This is a genomic window from Roseovarius sp. THAF27 (assembly GCF_009363655.1).
Lineage (GTDB): Bacteria > Pseudomonadota > Alphaproteobacteria > Rhodobacterales > Rhodobacteraceae > Roseovarius.
In genome coordinates, this window is sequence record NZ_CP045393.1 from 979,635 (window position 1) to 999,227 (window position 19,593).

Genomic DNA, 19,593 nt, shown 5'->3' on the forward strand with positions numbered 1-19,593 from the left:
TTGCGCATGGCACGATACGCGTCGAAACCACGCAAGGATCCCCCGGATGAATTACGCTGGCTCGACGCTCGATATCATCGAGGAACGCCATGTGGAAATACCGTTGCCCGATGGCTGCATCCTGGCGGCGCGCATCTGGCGTCCGGCCAATGGCACGCCGGTTCCGGCCATTTTCGAGTTTCTGCCGTACCGCAAGGGCGACGTCACCCTGCCGCGCGACTCTGTGCGCGCGCCCTACATCGCGGCGCGTGGCTATGCCTATGTGCGCGCCGACCTGCGGGGCACGGGCGAATCCGAAGGGTTGATGGAGGACGAGTATACCGCGCAGGAGTTGCAGGACGGCTGCGACGTGATCGCGTGGATCGCGGCCCAGGACTGGTGCGACGGTGCCGTGGGCATGGTGGGCATTTCCTGGGGCGGGTTCAACGGCTTGCAGGTGGCGGCGCTGCAGCCGCCCGCGCTGAAGGCAGTGGTGTCCATCGCCTCGACCGACGACCGCTATGCCGATGACGTGCATTACATGGGCGGCACGATGGTGGTCGACCAGATCTCCTGGGCGTCGCACATGTTTGCCATCAACACGCTGCCGCCCGACCCCGACCTGGTGGGCGACAAGTGGCGCGAGATGTGGATGCAGCGGCTGACCGGCTCTGGCCTGTGGCTGAAGACCTGGGCCGAGCACCAGCGCCGCGACGATTTCTGGAAACACGGGTCTGTCTGCGAGGATATCGGCCGCATCCAGGTGCCGGTCTATGCCGTGTCGGGCTGGGCGGACGGGTATTGCCGGACGGTGTTCCGGCTGATGGAAAACCTGCAATGCCCCAAGAAGGGCCTCGTTGGTCCCTGGTCGCACAAGTACCCGCATATCGGCGTTCCGGGGCCTGCCATCGACTGGCTGGGCGAGGAGCTGCGCTGGTGGGACCAGTGGCTGAAGGGGGTCGAGACCGGGATCATGGACGAGCCGCAGCTGCGGCTTTTCATGCAGGACCACGCCGAGCCCGCCAGCTATTACGCGGAGCGCGAGGGCCGCTGGGTGGAAGAGCCGTCCTGGCCGTCGCCGAACGTCACGCGGACGCCATTCGCGCTGGGCCGCGACGGGACGCTGGGGCAGGAGGACGCGCCCAAGGGGACGCTGAATATCCGCTCGCCGCTGGGCACCGGGATTGCCGGGGGCAAGTGGTGTTCCTATGCCAATCCGGGCGACCAGCCGGTGGACCAGCGCCGCGATGACGCCGGGAGCCTGGTGTTCGAGACGGAGCCTTTGGAGACGCCGCTGGAGATTGCCGGCGACGCGCAGCTAGAGATCAGCTTTTCGGTCGATCAGCCGGTGGCGCAGGTGGCCGCGCGCCTTGTGGACGTGGCCCCCGACGGTGCGGCGACGCGCGTCTGTTACGGGTTGTTGAACCTGACCCATCGCGACAGCCACGAGACGCCGGAGGCGCTGGTGCCGGGTGAGACCTACACCGCGACGGTGCCGTTCAAGCATGTCGCGCAGACGTTCCGCGCCGGGCACCGGCTGCGGCTGTCGGTTTCGACCAGCTATTTCCCCGTGGCCTGGCCCGCGCCGGAGCCGGTGACGCTGCAGATCGATACCGCCGCCAGCCGGCTTGTGCTGCCGGTGCGGGATATGGATGCGGTGACCCAGCCGCGCGATCTGGGCACGCCCAAGGGCGCGCCGCCGATGGACAAGGAAGTGCTGGAACCGGAGCAGGCCGAATGGATCGTGCGCGAGGACCTCGGCACGGGCGAGACGCAGGTGCGGATCGTCGATTCCGACGGGCGGCTGCGGATCAAGGACAACGACATGACCCGCGGGGCGACCTGCGTCGAGACCTATTCGTTCACCGGCACCGACTGGCGCTCGTTCAAGGGGCACGTGGTGTGGGACCTGGACATGTCGCGCGGTGACTGGCGCATGTCCAGCCGCACGGAAACCGAGATGACCGCCACGGCCACGCATTTCGTCATCAACGCCAAGCTGGTCGCCAGGGAAGGCGATGCGATTGCCCACGAACAGACCTGGTCCTGCGAGATTCCGCGCGACCTGGCCTGACCCGCGTTCCGCGCCCGGCGTGGCACGGACCATCACTTTTCGCGCCGGGATCGTCCGGCGCCGAACACGAAAGGCCGAAACGGCCACACAACTGGGAGTAACAAGAATGACCGATCACATGACCGCCAACAAACCCGGCATCGGGCGTCGCGCGTTCCTGCGCGGGGCCGCCGCGACGGGCCTCGCCGCCACCACCATGCCCCTGGGCTCGCGCATCTGGGCGCAGTCGGGCAAGGTGCTGCGCGTCAGTTCCTATGCCGATATCGACGCGCTTGACCCCGGCTTCTACCAGAACGGCTATAACGTCGATGTCATGAACTGCATCTATTCCAAGCTGGTGCGCTATGTGCCCGGCCGTGAATGGGAATGGGAGTTGGAGGCCGCCGAGTCCATCGAGCAGGTCGACGACACGCACATCACCTTCAAGCTGAAAGAGGGGCTGATGTTCACCGGCGGTTATGGCGAGATGACCGCAGAGGACGTCAAGTTCTCGTTCGAGCGCGTGCTGGAGCATGACAGCCCGGTGAAAAGCGACTGGGGCCCGCTGGACCATGTCGAGGTGACCGGCAAGTACGAGGGCACCATCGTTCTGAAAGAGCCGTTCCAGCCGCTGTGGAGCATCACGCTGCCCTATGGCACGGGGCATATCGTGTCGAAGAAGGCGGTGATGGAAGCCACGGAAAGCGGCGGCAATTTCGGGATGGAGCCGCCGGCCTTTTCCGGCCCCTACATCCTGGAAGCGTGGAAGCCGAACCAGTATGTGCACCTGGTGCGCAACCCCGACTGGAAGGGCGAGGCGCCCGGGTTCGACGAGATTCGCATCCTGCCGATGGACGACACCAAGACCGCCGAGCGCGCGTATGAGGCCGGCGACCTGGATTATACCGAGATCACGCTGTCGTCGCTGGCGCAATATCGCGGCAACGTGCCCGCCAACACGGTGATCGAGGAATACCCGTCGCTTTATTATGTCTGGCTGGGCATGAACCTGGACAACCCCGCGCTGGGCGACGAGAACCTGCGCAAGGCGATCCAGCACGCCATCAACGCCGAGCAGATCATCGACGCGGCCTATTTCGGCGAGGCGGCTCCGGCCACAGGCATGATCGCCCCCGGCCTGCCGGGCCACCGCGAGACCCCGTCGGTTCCGGTGGCGGGCGACCTGGACAAGGCGCGCGAGTACCTGGAGGCGGCGGGCGGTCCGCCGGCCGAGCCGCTGACCATCGACGCGCTCAATGCCACGGTGTGGAAGACCATTGCCGAGGTGGTCCAGGCGCAGCTGGCGCAGATCGGCATCCAGACGCAGATCAACGTGCAGGACTCTGGGTCTTTCTGGACGCTGGGCATGGAAAGCGAGGGCGAACGCTGGAAGGACATGCAGCTGGTGCTGAACCGCTTCTCGATGCTGCCGGACCCCTATTACGCGACCAGCTGGTTCGTCACCGACCAGGTCGGCATCTGGAACTGGGAACGGTTCTCGAACACGGAGTTCGACGAGTTGCACGCCGCTGCGCTGAGCGAGGCGGATGGCGAGAAACGCGCCGAGATGTATCGCAAGATGCAGGACCTGATGGAAGCGACCGGGGCCTACAAGTTCATCACCCATGAAGGCACCCCGGTGATGTACCGCGAAGGACTGGAGCCGGCGCTGCGGCCCGACGGGCGGCCCTTGTTCATCGACTTCGACGGCGAAGTCTGACGCTAAAGGATACCGCGGCCCGTGCTGTTATACGCCTCCCAAAGGCTTGTCCTTTCGGTCGTGATCGTGATGGTCGCGGTCTCTATCCTGACGCTCATGCTGCACGTGGTGCCGGGCGACCCGGCGGTGATGATCCTGGGCCCTCGCGCCACGCCAGAGCTGATCGAGCAGACGCGCGAGGCGATGGGGCTGGACAAGCCGCTGCCGGTGCAGATCGTGACGTTCTTCGGCAACATCCTGCGCGGCGACCTGGGGCAGGACGTGTTCACGGGCCGCGAGGTGTCGCAGATCGTGTTCGAGCAGCTGCCCTACACGCTGATCCTGATCAGCGTCTCGATCCTCTGGGGCGCGGTGCTGGGCATCGCCTTGGGCTGCTATTCGGCACTGCGGCGCAACACGTGGCTCGATACGCTGACCGGGGTGCTCTCGGTCGGCACGATCTCGATCCCGGCCTTCGTCATGGCGCTCTATTCGGTGCTGGTTTTTGCGGTCTGGCTGCAATGGCTGCCCGCGATCGGCGCGGGCGAGGGGTTCTGGGACCGGGTCACGCACCTGATCCTGCCGTCCTTTGCCATCGGGGTGTCTTGGGTGGGATACGTCTCCCGGATCGTGCGGGCCTCGATGCTGGAGGTGATGGGCCAGCCGCATGTGCGCATGGCGCGCGCCTATGGCCTGCCGGACCGGTGGATCACCCGCTCGCATATCCTGAAGATCGCGGTGCAGCCCGCCGTGACCCTGATCGGCACGGGCGTGGCGCATCTTTTCTCGGCGGCGGTGTTCGTCGAGGTGATCTTTGCCCGGCCCGGGATCGGCGCGCTGATCGTGCAGGCGGTGAACGAACGCAACTATCCCATCGTCTTGGGCGCGGTGCTGGTGACCACCGGCATCATCGTGCTGGCGACGCTGATCTCGGACCTGGTGATTGCCTGGCTGGATCCGCGCCAGCGGGAGGACATGTGACATGACCGACGCCACGCAAGAGGCCGTTTCCGAACCGGGTGTGATGATCCGGACCTGGCGGGTTCTGTCGGCCAGCCCGACCGGCCTGATCGGTTTCGTGCTGGTGGCGCTGATCGTCGGCTCGGCCATTCTCGCGCCGTGGATCGTGCCCTATGATCCTGCCGCCATCATGACCGGCCCGCGCATGGCCCCGCCCTCGGCCGAGCACTGGCTGGGCACCGACAATATCGGGCGCGACATCTTCAGCCGGGTCATCGCGGGCGGGCGCATCGCGATGCTGGTCGCCGCGGCCTCGCTGGCCGCGGCGCTGAGCATCGGGCTGCTTCTGGGGCTGATCGCGGGGCTGGGGCCGCGCTGGCTGGACAATATCCTGCTGTTGATCTTCGACGCGCTGCGCTCGTTTCCCACCATCGTTTTCGGCCTGGCGGTGGTGACCATCATCGGCCCGAGCCTGTTCACGGTGATGCTGGTGGTGGCGATCACCTCGGTGCCGATCTATGCCCGTATCGTGCGGACCCAGACGATGGCGCTGAAGAATGCCGAGTTCATCCTGGCCGAGCGCGCGATGGGGGTGGGCACGCCGCGCCTCCTGTTCGTGCATGTGCTGCCGAACGTGCTGGGCCCGCTGCTGATCCTGGCGTCGATGGACGTGCCGCTGGTGATCGCGACCGAGGCGGGCCTGAGTTTCCTTGGCATGGGGGTACGGCCGCCGACGCCGTCCTGGGGCGTGATCCTGAACGACGGCTACAATTTCATCCGCAACTCGCCCTGGCCTGTGATCGGCGGGTCGATCCCGATCATCCTGGTGACGCTTGGGTTCACCTTCATGGGCGAGGCGCTGCGCGACATCTTCGATCCCAAGCTGAGAAAGGCCGGCTGATGGTATCCAGCGTTGCGACAGAGCCGGACCGGCAAACGGAAGGCGGCGCCGAGCCGCTGGTGCAGATCGACGGGCTTTCGGTGGATTTCGCCACGCCGCGCGGGGCTATCCATGCGCTGCGCGACATCACCCTGGACGTGCCCCGGGGCAAGGTGCTGGGCCTTGTCGGCGAAAGCGGGTGCGGCAAGTCCACGCTCGCGTATTCGCTGATCGGCCTTCTGGCCGAGAATGCGCGGATCGCGGGCGGGCGGATCGACATGGATGGCCAGAACCTTGCGCAGCTGAGGCCGAGGGAGTGGCGCGCTCTGCGGGGCAGGCGGATCTCGATGATCTTTCAGGACCCGATGACCTCGCTCAACCCGGTGACGACCATCGGACAGCAGATGATGGACATCCAGTATCGCGAACCGGGCGGGCGGGCCGAAAAACGCGCCCGCGCCATCGAGTTTCTCGAACAGGTGCAATTGCCCGATGCGGCGTCGAAGCTCGATGCCTATCCGCATCAGCTTTCGGGCGGGATGCGCCAGCGGGTGTGCATCGCCATGGCGCTGCTGACGCGGCCGGACCTGTTGATCGCGGATGAGCCCACGACGGCGCTGGATGCCACGCTGGAGATGCAGATCGTCACCCTGCTGCGCGAGTTGCAGGAAAAGTTCGGCTGTTCGGTGCTGTTCGTGTCGCACCACCTGGGGACGGTGGCCGAGCTGTGCGACGAGGTGGCGGTGATGTATGCGGGCGAAGTGGTGGAGCGCGGCGCCGTGGCGCAGGTGTTCCGCGACCCGTGCCATCCCTACACGCAGGCGCTGTTCGAGTGCGACCCGGCCCGCATCCGCGAGGCCACGCGCCGGCTGCCGACCATTCCCGGCACTTTGCCGGACCTGCGCCGCCCGCCCGCGGGATGCGCGTTTCGCGCCCGCTGTCCCAAGGCGTTCGAGCGCTGCAGTACCGCGCATCCGCCGCTTTACGATGCCGGCGGGGGGCAGGCGGCGCGGTGCCATCTGAACGACCCGGCGGAGGACAGGGCATGAGCCTTCTGGAAGTCGAGGACCTGCGCATCCGGTATGCGCGGCAGGGGCGTCTGAAGGCCGCGTTGCGCCGCGAGCCAAATGATTTCGAGGCGGTGTGCGGCGTGTCCTTCACGCTGGGTGCGGGCGAGACGCTGGGGCTGGTGGGCGAAAGCGGCTCGGGCAAGTCCACCATCGCGCGCACGCTGATCGGGCTGAAGAAACCCTCGGGCGGGTCGATCCGCTTTGACGGGGCGGAAATTTCGGAGGCCTCGGCCCGCGAGTGGGCCCGCCTGCGCACCGACATGTCGATGATGTGGCAGGACCCGGTGGGGTCGCTGTCGCCCCGGCTGACGGTCAAGTCCCTGGTGACGGAACCGCTGCGCATTCACGGGCGGCCCGCCGGGCGCGGCGAGGCCGAGCGCCTGCTGGGCCTCGTGGGGCTGCCGGCCGAGTTCGCAACGCGCTATCCGCACCAGTTGTCGGGCGGGCAGGCGCGGCGCGTCGGCGTGGCGCGGGCGCTGGCACTGGACCCCAAGCTGCTGATCGCGGACGAGCCTACGGCGGGTCTCGACATGTCGGTGCAGGGCGAGGTGCTGAACCTTCTGGCCGACGTGCAGGCGCGCAGCGGCGTGGCGATCGTGATCATCACCCACAACCTGAACCTGGTGCGGCATGTCACAGACCAGATGGCCATCATGTACCTGGGCCGGTTCGTGGAGAAAGGCCCGACAGACCGGGTTTTCGCCCATCCGCGCCATCCCTATACCAAGGCGTTGCTGGCCGCGAACCCCGAGCCCGACCCCGATGCGCGGCACGAGCGGGTGGCGTTGGAGGGCGAGGTGCCGAGCCCGGTGAACCGGCCCTCGGGCTGCGATTTTCATCCGCGCTGCCCCTGGGCGCAGGCCACCTGTGCCGTGACCGAGCCAAGCTGGACCGACGAGGACGGGCGCGGGCACAGGTGCCTTTTTCCGCTGTGAGCGCCGCGCGGGTCTGCTAACTGCGCGGCAGGCGCATTTCGGGGCCGTAGGGGCAAGGGGTCGATCACCCGCACGGGATCATCTCACCGCACATGTCCAGCTCGAACGCGGCGCCCATTTGCGTCAATCCGGGGGAGACGATGCCGTTGGCCAGGTTCATGCCCACGCGATATCCCACGCGCCCGAGGTGACGGTGCCGACGACCCGACCCTCGTGCATGAGCGAGGCGCCGGGGTGGGCCGGTGCGCTTGCCTTTCAATCACGGAGGGCCGCAGACCGGCAGGCGCCGAGTTCGGCGATTGCGGCTTCATGGGGAATGGCTTGCATTAATATAAACATATTTTTCATATATCATACGAATGAAATTGGTATATCTTAGGCTGACCATGGCGTTTGCGCTGATCTATGACGTGACCGGCGATGCGGGGCTGGCCAGGCGCCTGGCCGAGCCGTTCATGCGCGAAGTGACCGTGAATTTCGGCAACGATTGGGAAATGACCGAGGCCGATATCCGGGCCGCCATCATTCAGGTCCAGCCGGAGCAAAGAGAGCGGCTGCGGAAATATGAGCCCGGAACGTGCCGGAGTTGCCCCGCCGCCGTGACGGCCTTTGCGGCGGGGGGCGTACCGCGCGGCGCGGTGGCCTGCCGAAGGTGCGCCCAAGCCTTGCGGCATGGCGCGAAGCGCCTTAGGTTTTCACATGGTGACAAAAGACCCTATGACCGACCGCGATGGTCAAGGCCAAAGACAGGCAGAATATGAACAAAGACACTGAGAGCGTGTTGGACAACGGTCCGCCGCGCGCGCGAAAGATCGACAGCGTGACGCTGACCGACCGAGCCTACGAGATGATAGAGGCGCGGATCGTGGCGCTGGACCTTGAGCCGGGGCAGGTTCTGTCGGAGTCGCAGCTGGTCGAGGAACTGGGCATCGGGCGCACCCCCGTGCGCGAGGCGCTGCAGCGGCTGGCGGCCGAGGGGCTGGTCGTGGTGATGCCGCGCCGCGGCGTCATGGTTTCCGAGATCAACATCGCCAAGCAGTTGCAGCTGCTGGAGTTGCGGCGCGAGGTGGAGCGGCTTTGTGCCTGCAAGGCGGCGCTGCGCTCGACCGAGGCCGAGCGCGCGTTCTTCGCGGAACTGGCCGCGAGGCTGGCGGCATCGGCCGAGGCGCGGGATTACGACGCGTTCATGCAACTGGACCTGGAGTTCAACCGCGCGGTGCTGGCCGCCTGCCGCAACGAGTTCATCGAACGCTCGATGCGGCGGATGCAGGGGCTGTCGCGTCGGTTCTGGTTTCAGAACTACCGCGTGGCGCTGGACCTCGAGCGCTGCGCCAACCTGCATTCGGGCGTGGCGCAGAAGATCGCGGAGGGCGACGAAGCCGGCGCGGGCACGGCGTCGGACCGGCTGATCGACTATATCTACGAGTTCACCCGCGCGACCCTTTGAACCGCGGCGCGCGAAGCACGCGACTGTATTTCCCGATAAAGAGGTCGCGGCCCTTGGCCAGGCGTGTCAGCGCGTCGCCGAGGCCGCGCAGGGTGCACGCATGGGCCAGCGGTGCCGGCAGGGGCAGGTGGCTGGCCTCGAGGCGCGGGCCGAGCCGAGGGGCATGAGCATCGGCGCATCGCGCCACGGGATGTAAGGCGCCATGCGTTCGGCGCGTTTGCCCTTGCCGGCCGCGCGCAGGGCGTTCGACAGGTAGGGGGCTTGCCGCAGGATGCCCACGATGGTCATCGCGTCGCCGGTCGCGGCCATGTCGCCGCGGGTGAAAAGCCCCGGAATTGTTTCGAAAGGAAAAGTCGACCGAGGCGGACTCCAAACCGCACCGGGAACCTGCACCGCGAAGTCGTAGACGACTTTCGGTCGACGGTCAATATGCAAGTAATACGTAGCTAATATGTTAGTTGAGCACATGTGAGAATCTTAAGCGAAATATGGGTGCTGGCGTGGCCGCGGCGCGGCTGTGCGCGACGGCCTGGTTCGAGGGCAGACAAGGGGGGAAAGGCCGCCGACATTTCCGGTACAGTCCGGCGCGCTGGACCTCGGAATGGTGTTGGCCTCAGGCGACCAATCTTCGGAGGATCATTGCAGGATCAGGGCGCGGAAGGCGTCCGCCTCGGGCTTGTCCGTGGTGACGGAGAGATAATAGCCCTCCTGGCTTGGGATCGAGGCGGGATGTGCCCGGTCGACAAGCCCGGTGCGGATGGCGTCCCGGGTCATCCATTCATTCACCAGCGCGACGCCGTTGCCGTGTACCGCCAGGTGCAGCGCCATGCCATACGTGTCGGTATAGATCGACGGGCCGGGCAGGGGCTCGACCTGCCGGGACCAGGCCTGCCAGCCGCTGGACGTTCCGACGGTTTCGATGCGCGGCAGGTCGGAGATCGGGCCGTGCAGCGTCGGCGCCTTGATGGCGACGAGGCCGTTGGGCCGGATCGCCTGGGCCTCGGGGCCGGCCTGCTTGCCGGAGCCGAAGCGTATCTCGACATCCGCGCGTGTGGTATGGAAATCATCCGGCCAGATCGCGCTGAGGATCCTGACCTCGACATCGGGAAAGCGTGCGCGGAAGCCCGGCAGGCGCGGGGCGATGATCCAGTGCGCGACACTGATCGAGGCGGCGACCGTCAACAGGTGCCGCGAGGGGCGGGTGTCCATGCCGACCATCGCATTCGCAAGGGCCTGAAGCGGTGCGCCGACCTCGGGCAACAGGCGGCGCCCCGCATCGGTCAGGGCCAGCCCGCGCGCGTGCCGCACGAAAAGCTGCACGCCCAGTCGCATTTCCAGCGACTTGACCTGCTGGCTGATCGCCGATTGGGTGAGGCCGATTTCCTCGGCCGCCATGGTAAAGCTGAGGTGGCGCGCCGCGGCCTCGAAGGACCGCAGCCATCCGAGAGGCGGGAGCGATTTCGTCATTGGGCAAGCCAGCCATTAGTGTTTGTAATACCTAAGGGCATAATCCATTCGTTTGTCAAAGAATTCTGGGCTTTCTACGCTGGGACCAAAGCGAAAGGATGCATTGTGAGCCCGGAAATCAGGAAAATCGTGACCTTCGATGAAGAGGTCCTCATCGAGGGGTTTCGCGCCGCCCGCACGCCGTGGCGCATGTTCGCGGTGGCGGTCGTGCTGCGCAATCCGTGGGCGGGCCGCTTCGTCGAGGACCTGGCCCCGGACATTCGCGCGTATGGGCCGGCGCTGGGCGAGATGATGACGGATCGGATGATCCGCCTGGCCGGAAGCGGCGCGGCGATAGAGGCCTATGGCAAAGCGGCGGTCGTGGGGCTGGACGGCGAGATCGAACATGCCTCGGGCCTGATCCACACGCTGCGCTTCGGCAATTTCTACCGCGAAGCGGTCGAGGCCAGGTCGTATCTGGCGTTCACCAACACGCGCGGGCCCGCCAATGCGCCGATCATGGTACCCTTGATGGACAAGAACGATGCCGGGCGGCGGTCGCATTACCTGACGATCCAGTTCGCCATCCCCGACGCCCCGCGAGCGGACGAAGTTGTCGTGGTGCTGGGCGCGGCCCTGTCGGGCCGGCCGCATCACCGGATCGGGGACCGCTACCAGGATCTGAAGGATCTGGGTCATGACGTCGACAACCCTGCCGCGGTCTGAGCGCGCGGGCCTTGCCGTGCTGGAGGCGGGGGCAGGGCGGCCCGTGGTGCTGTTGCACGGGGTCGGCCTGAACGCAGAGGCTTGGGGGGCGCAGATCGACGGGCTGAGCGGCGCCTGCCGGGTGGTCGCGCCCGACATGCCGGGCCACGGGCAAAGCCGCCGCCTGAACGGGCAGCCGTCGCTGGAGGATTACGTGCAGGCCGTCTTGCCGTTGTTGGACAGCCTGACCGAGCCTGCCGTGATCGCCGGCCATTCGATGGGGGCGCTGATCGCGGTCGAGCTGGCCGCGCGCGCGCTCGCGAAGGTCTGCGCGGTTGCGGCGCTGAACGCGGTGTTCGAACGCCCGCCCGGGGCCGCGGCGGCCATTCGGGAGCGCGCCGGCCGCCATGACGGCAGGACGGTGCCGGACCCGACGCAAACCCTGGAGCGCTGGTTCGGCAACGCGGCCTCGCCCGAGCGGGCGGCCTGCGACAGGTGGCTGCGCGCGGTGGACCCCGCCGGGTACAAGGCCGCCTACACCGCCTTTGCCCGCGCCGAGGCGCCGAGCCGCGAGACCGTGCGTGCGATTGCGTGCCCGGCGCTTTTCGCCACGGGGGCGCTCGACCCCAATTCGACGCCCCAAATGTCACGGACGATGGCCGATCTTGCGCCCGATGGTCGCGCCCTGGTGATCGACGACGCGGCGCACATGATGCCGATGACCCATGCGGACCGCGTTCTTGGCGCCCTGGTGGCATTGGCGCGGGAGGTCTGGCCATGACTTCCCTCGACAGTCGCGCGCTGCGCAGCGCCTTCGGCAGTTTCATGACGGGCGTGACCGTGGTGACGACCCGCGACGCCGCCGGACGGCCCGTCGGGTTCACCGCCAATTCGTTTTCCTCGGTCTCGCTGGAGCCTCCGCTGCTGCTGGTGTGCCCGGGCAAGTTCCTGTCGAGCTTCGACAGCTTTGCGGGCTGCACCCATTTCGCGGTCAATGTCCTGGCCGAAGGGCAGGAAGACGTCGCCACCACCTTTGCCAGCTACAAGGGCGACCGTTTCGCCCGGGTGGATCACGGCGAGGACGCGCTTGGCAACGTTCTGATCGGCGGGGCGCTGTCGCGGTTCTCGTGCCGGACGCATGAGGTGATCGACGCGGGCGACCACGCGATCCTGATCGGCGAGGTGCAGGCGTTCACCCATGCGGGCGGGCGTGGACTGGGATATGCGGGAGGCCGGTTCTTCAGCCTGGGGCTGGAGCGCGCGGCGCTGGAACCCGCGGACGGGGCGGCGCTCTGCGGCGCGATCATATCGCTTGGCGACGACGTGCTTCTGGAGAAGACCGACGCGGGGTTCCGGCCGCCGCAGGTTGTCGCGCAGGATCACGAAAACACCCGCACGCGGCTGGTGCAGGAGCTTGCGCGTCGCGGACAGCCCGTCACCCTGGGTCCTGCCTATTCCGTGTTTCGCGACGACGCGGCGCAAAGCTCGTACTTTCTTGCGACCGCGACGGGTGCCAGCGACGCGTTCACCCGCTGCCCGGTCCGCGAGATCCCGGACCAGACATTCGCGTCATCCGCCATCCGAGACATGATGATGCGCTTCGCGGTCGAGACGCGGACGCGCAATTTCGGCCTTTACATCGGCGATGCGCGGCACGGCGACGTACACCAGCCATTCGAAAGGACGTAGCAATGGATTTCTCGCTGTTCGTACACATGGAACGGCTTGCGCCCGACCAGTCGCACAAGGAGCTCAATGCCGAGCTGATCGAGCTGTGCAAGATGGCCGATGACGCCGGGATGCGCGCCGTCTGGACCGGCGAGCATCATGGCATGGAGTTCACCATCGCGCCGAACCCGTTGATGTCGCTGGTGAATATCGCCCACCACACGAAGAATGTGAAGCTGGGGACCGGGACCGTCATCGCGCCGTTCTGGCACCCGATCAAGCTTGCCGGGGAGGCGGCGGCGGCGGACCTGATGACCGATGGCCGCATCGAGCTGGGTATTGCGCGCGGGGCCTATTCTTATGAATACGAGCGTTTGATGCCGGGACTGGACGCGTGGGAGGCGGGACAGCGGATGCGCGAGCTTGCCCCGCTGCTGCCCAAGCTATGGGCCGGGGACTGTGCCCATGACGGAGAGTTCTACAGCTTTCCCGCCACCACCGCCGCGCCCGCGCCGGTACAGGAGGGCGGGCCGCCGATCTGGATCGCGGCGCGCGATCCCAACAGCCATGAATTCGGGGTGAAGAACGGGTTCAACATCCAGGTCACGCCGCTTTGGCAGGGGCTGGACGAGATCGTAACGCTGAAGCAACGCTTCGACGCCGCCTGCGACGCCCATGATGGCCCCCGGCCCAAGATCATGCTGCTGCATCACACCTATGTCGGCTCGGATGCCGGGGACGTGGCGCTGGCGGCGCGGGAATTGTCGCGTTTCTACTGCTATTTCGGCGCCTGGTTCCAGAACAAGCGCCCGGTCGAGAAGGGTCTGCTTGCGCCCTTGTCCGAGGAGGAGATGGCGGCGAACACGCTGATGAGCCCCGAGAACATGGCGCGTGACCTGACCATCGGAACCGCCGATGCTGTGATCGAGAAGATCAAGAGGTATGAAGAGCTGGGCTATGACGAGTATGCCTTCTGGATCGACAGCGGTATGAGTTTCGAACGCAAGCGGGCGTCGCTGGCGCGGTTCATCGAGACCGTCATGCCGGCCTTTGGATGAGGTGCAGAATGCAGGACAGACCACATTTCCAGCTGTTTATCGACGGGGCATGGACCGAAGGGTCGGACGGGCAGACGATGACTTCGCAGAACCCCGCGACCGGGCAGGACTGGGCCAGTTTCGCCTGCGCTTCGGGCGCGGATGTGGACCGGGCCGTGCGGGCGGCCCGCAGGGCGCTGAACGATCCGGCCTGGCGGGACATGACCCAGACGCAACGCGGCAAGCTGCTGTACCGGCTGGCGGAGCTGATCGAGGAGCACGCGGCCGAGCTTGGCCGGATCGAGACCACCGACAGTGGAAAGCTGCTGGCGGAGACGGCGGCGCAGTCGGCCTATGTGGGTGACTATTACCGCTATTACGCGGGGCTGGCGGACAAGATCGAAGGCGCGGTCCTGCCGATCGACAAGCCGGACATGCATGTCTACACGCGGCGCGAGCCGATCGGTGTGGTCGCCGCGATCGTGCCGTGGAACGCGCAGATGTTCCTGACCGCGACGAAACTGGGGCCCGCGCTTGCGGCGGGCTGCGCCGTGGTGTTGAAAGCCTCGGAAATTGCGCCCGCCCCGATACTGGAATTCGCCCGCCTGATCGAGAGGGCGGGGTTTCCCGAGGGTGTGGTTTCGGTCATCACGGGGGACGCGGAAAACTGCGCCATTCCCCTGACCCGGCACCCGGACGTGGACCGTATCGCGTTCACCGGCGGCCCCGAGACCGCGCGGCACGTGGTGCGCAACTCGGCAGAGAATTTCGCGGTCACGACGCTGGAACTGGGCGGGAAATCCCCCATCCTGGTGTTCGAGGACGCGGACCTGGAAAGCGCGGCGAACGGTCTGATCGCGGGCAATTTCGGGGCCTCGGGCCAAAGCTGCGTGGCGGGGACCCGTGGATTGGTGCAACGCTCGGTCTTCGAGGAGGTGGCGGGGAAAATCGAGGAAAAGATGAACGGCGTCGTGATCGGAGACCCGCTTGACGCCAGCACCCAGATCGGCCCGCTATGCACGGCGGACCAGATCCGCAGGATCGAGACCACGCTTGCCGACGCCATATCCGGCGGGGCGCGGGTGCGGTTCGGTGGCGCGCCGCTGGACCGTCCGGGCAACTACATGGCGCCGACGCTGGTCGAATGCGCCGATCCGGGCGCGGAGACATTGAAGGTCGAAATGTTCGGTCCGGTGATGTCGCTCTTGCCGTTCGAGACCGAGGACGAGGCCATCGCCCTTGCCAACGGCACGCCGTTCGGTCTGGGGTCGGGCATCTTCACGCAGAATGTCGCGCGGGCGCACCGGGTCTCGTCACGGCTGAAGGCCGGGATATGCTGGGTCAACACCTACAGGGCCGTGTCGCCCATCGCGCCGTTCGGCGGGTTCGATCAGTCCGGCTATGGCCGCGAGGCCGGGCTGGACGCGATCCGGGACTATACCTGCACGAAGACCGTGTGGATCAGCACGTCGGACGCACCCATGGCAAATCCCTTCGTCATGCGGTGAGCCGGGCGACGACAGCCGGTCCGGGATCGGCGGGGAACGCGCCGCCCCAAGGCAAGGCGAGGCTTCGCGGCGTGTCGCCGGTGCCTTGCCCGCTGCGCGGGAAGTCGGCCTGAAACCGGGGACGGATCGGGGAGCCGACCTGCCAAAAGGCAGACCTGCGTCAGTAACGATTGCGGAACAATCCTCGCTTTTCGTATGCGGAGGCAGCTTCCTCCACCAGCTGGGCGAGCAGGGGCGCGTTGAATTCGCGTCTGAGCCTTTGCGCGGTGTTCTGCAGGCTTTCGATCGAGCGGGTCCGTCCGGGGCGCAGCAGTTCGTAGATCTCCATGATCGTGTCCTGCGGCACCCGCGTCATTTCCGCGGCCCTCTCGAAGTTCCGCGCCAGGGCGGCGCGGCCCGCGGAGCGCGCGATCTGGGCTTGCTGCAAGAGCGCGTTCGGCGTGATGCGCAAGTCCTCCATCCCGACGTCGCCGGCAAGCACCGCTTCGAGCGTCAGCTCGTCCAGCGACTTGCCGCGATGGCCGGTGACCCGTTCGGGCGACGTTTCCGCAAGGGGGTAGTTTTCGGTCGTGAGCGGCTGATCGGGCATCAGGTTTCTCCCAGGAAATTGATATCGACGGTCTCGGGCGAGGCGTTGTTCTCGGTCATCTTGGTCTCGATCGCATAGGTCAGCGCCACGCGGGCATGGAACCGTGCGCCAAGCGCCTCGCCCTGGGTCGGCACGACGACCGGCGCGGGCAGGTCGCCGCGGGCGTATTGCGCCGCGTTCTCTCCGAGCGCGCGGTAGTGATCCAGGTTGGTCACCGGCGCGTTCGAGAACAGTTCGAGGTTGTTGTGGGGCAGGCGGTCCTTCTGGTGGATCACCGCCGTGCCCTTGGACTGGATCCCGATCCCGATGCCCGAGCCCGAGAGCCGCGCGGCGCTGAGACCCAGGAAGGACGTGTCGGCGGTATGCCGGATCCGCATCAGCCGCATCCGTCCGCCGCCTTTTTCGATCCCGTCGCGAAGCGCCTTCAACACCTTGCTGAGCGGAAGCCCCGAAAGTGTCCTGAATATCCTGGTGCCGAACCCGGGGCTGATACCCACGACCACCTCGTGCGGGTCGGTGCCGCGCTCGGCGGGACCCATGGTGCTGTACTCGATCGCGCGGGCCTCGGCAGGTTCGCTTGCCGCCTCGCGGCGCAGCACCTCGTCGCGGTCCAGCACGTTGCGGATCGCCGCCAGTTCCTTGCGCCGCGCCTCGGTCAGCCGATAGCCGGTGCCGGGGCCGGTATAGTCGTTGGGATCGTTGATGGCGCTGATGACGTGCCCGTCCCGGACGATCGCCGAGGTCTGGAGGTAGTCGCCCGAAACGCGCAGCTTCACCAGGAACAGCAGGTTCTGCGCCTCGGGCACGAAACCGCCACGATGCAGCGACCGGATCACGTCCAGGACGGTGATGCGCTGGCGGCTGATCTTGTCGCTGATCACCGCGACGTCGCGCGGTGCGAAGCTTTGCGTGTCGTTCGAGCCCGACGCGACCGCGACGGAGCGTTTCATGATCTCGGTCGGCGCGGCGAGGTCCAGATCCTTCAGCACATGCGACAGCGCGTCGATGGCGCGGCGGCGCAGGTCCAGCGCGCTTGCGTCCTCGATCGAGGTCAGCCCGCCATCGGCCTCGAAATCGCGCTGGAGCACCAGGAATTCCTCCAGCTCCTCGCCGTTGAACGACGACGGATTGAAGGAATTGTCGTATTTCAGGATGCTGCCGAAGCCCGAGCAGATCAGGTCCGATCCGCCAATCAGGAAGGGCAGCACCTTGGCGGCGACCCGCATCTCGGATTCGGAATGCCTGGCATCGTTGCCCGAGGCGCATTCCAGGTCCAGCCAGACCGCTAGCAGGTTCTCGGCCCAGATCTCGCGCACGCCGCCGGGAATGGACGAGGCCAGCGGCGCGCCGTCGATGCCGCCGTTCTGCGTGCCCTGGGAGCCCATGCCGCGCTGGATGCACAGGCAGCGCGCCTCGAGGTAGAGCAGCGACTTGGCCTCGTGATAGCCCATCAGAAGTTCCGACGCCGCGCCGGAGGTGCAGCGCATCTTGATCCCGCGCGAGGCATAGGCGGCGGCCAGCCACGCCTTGGACCAGGGCGTGTCATCGCCGTCGATGAACGCGCTTTCCGTGCCATAGACCGACACGGTTTCGGCGTAGGAGGTGAACCCCGCCATGCCGATTTCGAGCTCTTCGGCCTCTTCGCTGGAGCATTGAAAGAGCGTGCCGGCCCGGCCCACGACCGACCCCACGCAGCAGGCCAGCGCGTTCGACCACGAATTGCGCGCCACCCGCATCGTCGTCTCGATCTCGTCGAACCCGAGCGCCACGGCCACGGCGGCATCGGCGGCCAGCTGCAAGGGATCGTCCTTGGCGTTGGTCACATGCGCCTGGTTGCCCGGCGTCCTGCGGGCGCGCATCTTTGAATAGGCGAAGGCGATTTCCATCGCGTTCAGTTGTGCCACGGCCTCGGCCAGCCGGGCCGGTGTGAGGCCGCGCGCCAGGCGGACAAGCTCGGCCCGTGGCACGTTCATGTCGACCAACATGCGCGCGAGTTGCTCGGCCGGGATCGCCATCGCTTCCTCGGCCACGTCCATGTCCAGGTGATGCGCCGCGATGAACGCGTCGATCATGTCGAAATCCTGTGCCGCGACGCCGTCCATCATGCTGACCTTGCCGTTCTCGATCTTCAGGCCGGGGCCGGGGTCGGCCGCCCCGTTGAAGGCGGAAAACCCGTTCTCGGGATCCTCGACCGCGAACTGGTCGTGGCGCAGCGGCCGCGCATCCCACTCGTCGAAACGTTTCCAGCGGTTGGCGTCGTAACTGTTGCTCATTTTGGGTAGCGCCTCCCTGCGCCGGTCCTTGGATGAAGCGTTTCCGCCGTGTCTTGGTGTTGAATTGTCGCGGCCGGTCTGCTCCGATCGGGCGCGACCCTTGGCAGGATGAAGGCATGATACCGATCCACGGCCCGCGCCCCCACTCCACGCGCCGCTATGACAGGCGGCCGGGCGTCTATGCGCTCTTGCCGCGCGGCGGGCGCGTTCTGCTGACCTTTCAGAGTGCGCCGGTTCCCGAGCTGCAACTGCCCGGCGGCGGAGTGGACCGGGGCGAGGCGCCGCTGCGGGCCCTGGCGCGCGAGGTGCTGGAGGAAACCGGCTGGCGCGTCGGCGCGCCGCGCCTTCTGGGGCGGTACCGCCAGTACGGGTACCTGCCGGAATACGACATGTGGGCCGAAAAGCTGTGCAGCATCTACATTGCCCGGCCGGTGCGCCGCCTGTCCGACCCGTATCACCCCGAGCACAGCGTCGTCTGGGTCACGCCCGCCGAGGCCGCCCGCCGCCTGACGAATGCCGGTGACCGGGCCTTCGTCCGCGACGTCCTGCTGGCTCGGTCCTGATGCGCGCCCCGTCATCCCTCACCCCGCGATGATTTGCGCGTCGGCCTTGCGGATCGCGTCCCACAAGTTGGGGGGAGGACGCTCGTCCGTGATCAGGGTCAGGCGGGGATTCCAGTCGACGATCTGCTGCAGGGAGCGGTTTCCGAATTTCGACGCATCGGCGAGGATGAAGGCCTCGTCGGCGGCCTCGATCATCGCGGCATAGACCTGACCGGCGTGCAGCAGGGCCTCGCTGACGCCGTTCTCGTCGATGCCCGACGCGCCGGTGATGGCGATCGGTGCGCGGAACTGCTTGATGCATTCGGTGGTCTGGGAGCCGTAGACCAGGCCCTCGCGCGGCTCGACGATACCGGGGAGCGACAGGACCTGTATCAGAGGATTGACCGACAACTCGGTCGCGATGCTGAAGGCGGGGGTCAGGACGGTCAGCTGCCGGTCGATCCCGCGCAGCGCGCGCGCGAAATGCATTGTCGTCGCCCCGCCGCCGATGAAAAGGCTGCCGGCGTCGCCGATGCTTTCGACCGCGAGCCGCGCAATCTGTTCGCGGGCGCGCGTGTGCAGTTGCAACCGCTCGGCCAGCGCGGGCTCGAACGACCTGGTCCTGACGGCTCCGCCATAGGTGCGCTTGATCCGCCCGGACTCGTCAAGCTCGGTCAGGTCGCGCCGCACCGTCTCGCTGGAGACACCGAGTTCCTCCGCCATTTCGGCCACGCGTATGGAGGGGCTTACTTCCAGAATGCTTAAAATCTGGTCGTGCCGCAGTGTTTTCTTAGACATTTCA

General features: G+C 66.7%; 19 protein-coding genes. 14 read left to right on the forward strand and 5 right to left on the reverse strand.

The features are described from left to right. Positions 1 to 46 precede the first annotated feature (46 nt). The 8 genes from FIU89_RS04955 (at position 47) to FIU89_RS04990 (ending at position 9,023) form a co-directional block, all read left to right on the forward strand. Positions 47 to 2,053: a CocE/NonD family hydrolase gene (locus FIU89_RS04955; protein ID WP_152491567.1), complete on the forward strand. Its 2,007-nt coding sequence runs from the start codon at positions 47 to 49 to the stop codon at positions 2,051 to 2,053. Positions 2,054 to 2,159: 106 nt separating this feature from the next. Beyond that, on the forward strand, positions 2,160 to 3,752 hold the full coding sequence (locus FIU89_RS04960) for an ABC transporter substrate-binding protein (RefSeq protein ID WP_254701795.1): 1,593 nt from the start codon (positions 2,160 to 2,162) through the stop codon (positions 3,750 to 3,752). Between the two features lie 21 nt (positions 3,753 to 3,773). Beyond that, positions 3,774 to 4,712, forward strand: coding sequence for an ABC transporter permease (locus FIU89_RS04965; protein WP_152491568.1), 939 nt, complete (start codon positions 3,774 to 3,776; stop codon positions 4,710 to 4,712). A 1-nt stretch (position 4,713) separates the two neighbouring features. Then, entirely contained in the window at positions 4,714 to 5,592 is an 879-nt protein-coding gene (locus FIU89_RS04970) for an ABC transporter permease (protein ID WP_172978028.1), read from the forward strand. Beyond that, positions 5,592 to 6,620 carry an ABC transporter ATP-binding protein gene (locus FIU89_RS04975; RefSeq protein WP_152491569.1) on the forward strand — a complete coding sequence of 343 codons (1,029 nt, stop codon included), beginning with the start codon at positions 5,592 to 5,594 and terminating at the stop codon, positions 6,618 to 6,620. The genes FIU89_RS04970 and FIU89_RS04975 overlap by 1 nt, the downstream gene beginning before the upstream one ends. Next, complete coding sequence (locus FIU89_RS04980) at positions 6,617 to 7,576, forward strand: ABC transporter ATP-binding protein (RefSeq protein WP_152491570.1); 960 nt, start codon at positions 6,617 to 6,619, stop codon at positions 7,574 to 7,576. Before FIU89_RS04975 ends, FIU89_RS04980 begins: the two co-directional genes overlap by 4 nt. A 386-nt stretch (positions 7,577 to 7,962) precedes the next feature. After that, positions 7,963 to 8,337 (forward strand): DUF6166 domain-containing protein, encoded by a 375-nt coding sequence (locus FIU89_RS22905; RefSeq protein WP_368373303.1) that lies wholly within the window; start codon positions 7,963 to 7,965, stop codon positions 8,335 to 8,337. Beyond that, complete coding sequence (locus tag FIU89_RS04990) at positions 8,334 to 9,023, forward strand: GntR family transcriptional regulator (RefSeq protein WP_152491572.1); 690 nt, start codon at positions 8,334 to 8,336, stop codon at positions 9,021 to 9,023. The genes FIU89_RS22905 and FIU89_RS04990 overlap by 4 nt, the downstream gene beginning before the upstream one ends. A 66-nt stretch (positions 9,024 to 9,089) precedes the next feature. Here FIU89_RS04990 and FIU89_RS04995 read toward each other — a convergent pair whose 3' ends face one another. Together FIU89_RS04995 and FIU89_RS05000 are read right to left on the reverse strand one after the other, a co-directional pair. Next, positions 9,090 to 9,332, reverse strand: a complete 243-nt coding sequence (locus tag FIU89_RS04995) for a hypothetical protein (RefSeq protein ID WP_152491573.1) — start codon at positions 9,330 to 9,332, stop codon at positions 9,090 to 9,092. Positions 9,333 to 9,659: 327 nt separating this feature from the next. Further along, positions 9,660 to 10,490, reverse strand: a complete 831-nt coding sequence (locus FIU89_RS05000; RefSeq protein ID WP_152491574.1) for a LysR family transcriptional regulator — start codon at positions 10,488 to 10,490, stop codon at positions 9,660 to 9,662. 105 nt (positions 10,491 to 10,595) lie between these two features. Between FIU89_RS05000 and FIU89_RS05005 the strand changes: the two genes are divergently transcribed. The 5 genes from FIU89_RS05005 to FIU89_RS05025 are packed head-to-tail and all read left to right on the forward strand — an operon-like array spanning position 10,596 to position 15,387. Then, positions 10,596 to 11,195, forward strand: a complete 600-nt coding sequence (locus tag FIU89_RS05005) for an amino acid synthesis family protein (protein ID WP_152491575.1) — start codon at positions 10,596 to 10,598, stop codon at positions 11,193 to 11,195. After that, positions 11,167 to 11,955, forward strand: coding sequence for an alpha/beta fold hydrolase (locus FIU89_RS05010; RefSeq protein WP_152491576.1), 789 nt, complete (start codon positions 11,167 to 11,169; stop codon positions 11,953 to 11,955). Before FIU89_RS05005 ends, FIU89_RS05010 begins: the two co-directional genes overlap by 29 nt. Further along, positions 11,952 to 12,863 carry a flavin reductase family protein gene (locus tag FIU89_RS05015; RefSeq protein WP_152491577.1) on the forward strand — a complete coding sequence of 304 codons (912 nt, stop codon included), beginning with the start codon at positions 11,952 to 11,954 and terminating at the stop codon, positions 12,861 to 12,863. Before FIU89_RS05010 ends, FIU89_RS05015 begins: the two co-directional genes overlap by 4 nt. Before the next feature lie 2 nt (positions 12,864 to 12,865). Beyond that, on the forward strand, positions 12,866 to 13,900 hold the full coding sequence (locus FIU89_RS05020) for an LLM class flavin-dependent oxidoreductase (protein ID WP_152491578.1): 1,035 nt from the start codon (positions 12,866 to 12,868) through the stop codon (positions 13,898 to 13,900). Positions 13,901 to 13,908: 8 nt separating this feature from the next. Beyond that, positions 13,909 to 15,387 carry an aldehyde dehydrogenase gene (locus FIU89_RS05025; RefSeq protein WP_152491579.1) on the forward strand — a complete coding sequence of 493 codons (1,479 nt, stop codon included), beginning with the start codon at positions 13,909 to 13,911 and terminating at the stop codon, positions 15,385 to 15,387. A gap of 160 nt (positions 15,388 to 15,547) precedes the next feature. On the opposite strand, the gene FIU89_RS05030 is transcribed toward FIU89_RS05025, so the two are convergent. Together FIU89_RS05030 and FIU89_RS05035 are read right to left on the reverse strand one after the other, a co-directional pair. After that, positions 15,548 to 15,976, reverse strand: coding sequence for a diol dehydratase small subunit (locus tag FIU89_RS05030; RefSeq protein WP_152491580.1), 429 nt, complete (start codon positions 15,974 to 15,976; stop codon positions 15,548 to 15,550). Then, positions 15,976 to 18,249, reverse strand: coding sequence for a propanediol/glycerol family dehydratase large subunit (locus FIU89_RS05035; protein WP_152491581.1), 2,274 nt, complete (start codon positions 18,247 to 18,249; stop codon positions 15,976 to 15,978). Before FIU89_RS05035 ends, FIU89_RS05030 begins: the two co-directional genes overlap by 1 nt. Before the next feature lie 116 nt (positions 18,250 to 18,365). On the opposite strand from FIU89_RS05035, the gene FIU89_RS05040 reads away from it, so the two are divergent. After that, a complete protein-coding gene (locus FIU89_RS05040) occupies positions 18,366 to 18,812 on the forward strand; it encodes an NUDIX domain-containing protein (protein WP_152491582.1) in 447 nt (148 codons plus the stop codon). Between the two features lie 18 nt (positions 18,813 to 18,830). Here the strand turns inward: FIU89_RS05040 and FIU89_RS05045 are convergent, their stop codons facing one another. Continuing rightward, positions 18,831 to 19,589: a DeoR/GlpR family DNA-binding transcription regulator gene (locus FIU89_RS05045; RefSeq protein ID WP_152491583.1), complete on the reverse strand. Its 759-nt coding sequence runs from the start codon at positions 19,587 to 19,589 to the stop codon at positions 18,831 to 18,833. Positions 19,590 to 19,593 lie beyond the last annotated feature (4 nt).

Bases quoted from the DNA above. Each gene is read 5' to 3' on its own strand.
- FIU89_RS05010 (WP_152491576.1), top strand. From the start codon at position 11,167: ATGACGTCGACAACCCTGCCGCGGTCTGAGCGCGCGGGCCTTGCCGTG.
- FIU89_RS05015 (WP_152491577.1), top strand. From the start codon at position 11,952: ATGACTTCCCTCGACAGTCGCGCGCTGCGCAGCGCCTTCGGCAGTTTC.
- FIU89_RS04980 (WP_152491570.1), top strand. From the start codon at position 6,617: ATGAGCCTTCTGGAAGTCGAGGACCTGCGCATCCGGTATGCGCGGCAG.
- FIU89_RS04975 (WP_152491569.1), top strand. From the start codon at position 5,592: ATGGTATCCAGCGTTGCGACAGAGCCGGACCGGCAAACGGAAGGCGGC.
- FIU89_RS05025 (WP_152491579.1), top strand. From the start codon at position 13,909: ATGCAGGACAGACCACATTTCCAGCTGTTTATCGACGGGGCATGGACC.
- FIU89_RS05000 (WP_152491574.1), bottom strand. From the start codon at position 10,490: ATGACGAAATCGCTCCCGCCTCTCGGATGGCTGCGGTCCTTCGAGGCC.
- FIU89_RS04955 (WP_152491567.1), top strand. From the start codon at position 47: ATGAATTACGCTGGCTCGACGCTCGATATCATCGAGGAACGCCATGTG.
- FIU89_RS05040 (WP_152491582.1), top strand. From the start codon at position 18,366: ATGATACCGATCCACGGCCCGCGCCCCCACTCCACGCGCCGCTATGAC.
- FIU89_RS04960 (WP_254701795.1), top strand. From the start codon at position 2,160: ATGACCGATCACATGACCGCCAACAAACCCGGCATCGGGCGTCGCGCG.
- FIU89_RS04970 (WP_172978028.1), top strand. From the start codon at position 4,714: ATGACCGACGCCACGCAAGAGGCCGTTTCCGAACCGGGTGTGATGATC.
- FIU89_RS05020 (WP_152491578.1), top strand. From the start codon at position 12,866: ATGGATTTCTCGCTGTTCGTACACATGGAACGGCTTGCGCCCGACCAG.
- FIU89_RS04995 (WP_152491573.1), bottom strand. From the start codon at position 9,332: ATGGCCGCGACCGGCGACGCGATGACCATCGTGGGCATCCTGCGGCAA.
- FIU89_RS04990 (WP_152491572.1), top strand. From the start codon at position 8,334: ATGAACAAAGACACTGAGAGCGTGTTGGACAACGGTCCGCCGCGCGCG.
- FIU89_RS22905 (WP_368373303.1), top strand. From the start codon at position 7,963: ATGGCGTTTGCGCTGATCTATGACGTGACCGGCGATGCGGGGCTGGCC.
- FIU89_RS05035 (WP_152491581.1), bottom strand. From the start codon at position 18,249: ATGAGCAACAGTTACGACGCCAACCGCTGGAAACGTTTCGACGAGTGG.
- FIU89_RS05045 (WP_152491583.1), bottom strand. From the start codon at position 19,589: ATGTCTAAGAAAACACTGCGGCACGACCAGATTTTAAGCATTCTGGAA.
- FIU89_RS05030 (WP_152491580.1), bottom strand. From the start codon at position 15,976: ATGCCCGATCAGCCGCTCACGACCGAAAACTACCCCCTTGCGGAAACG.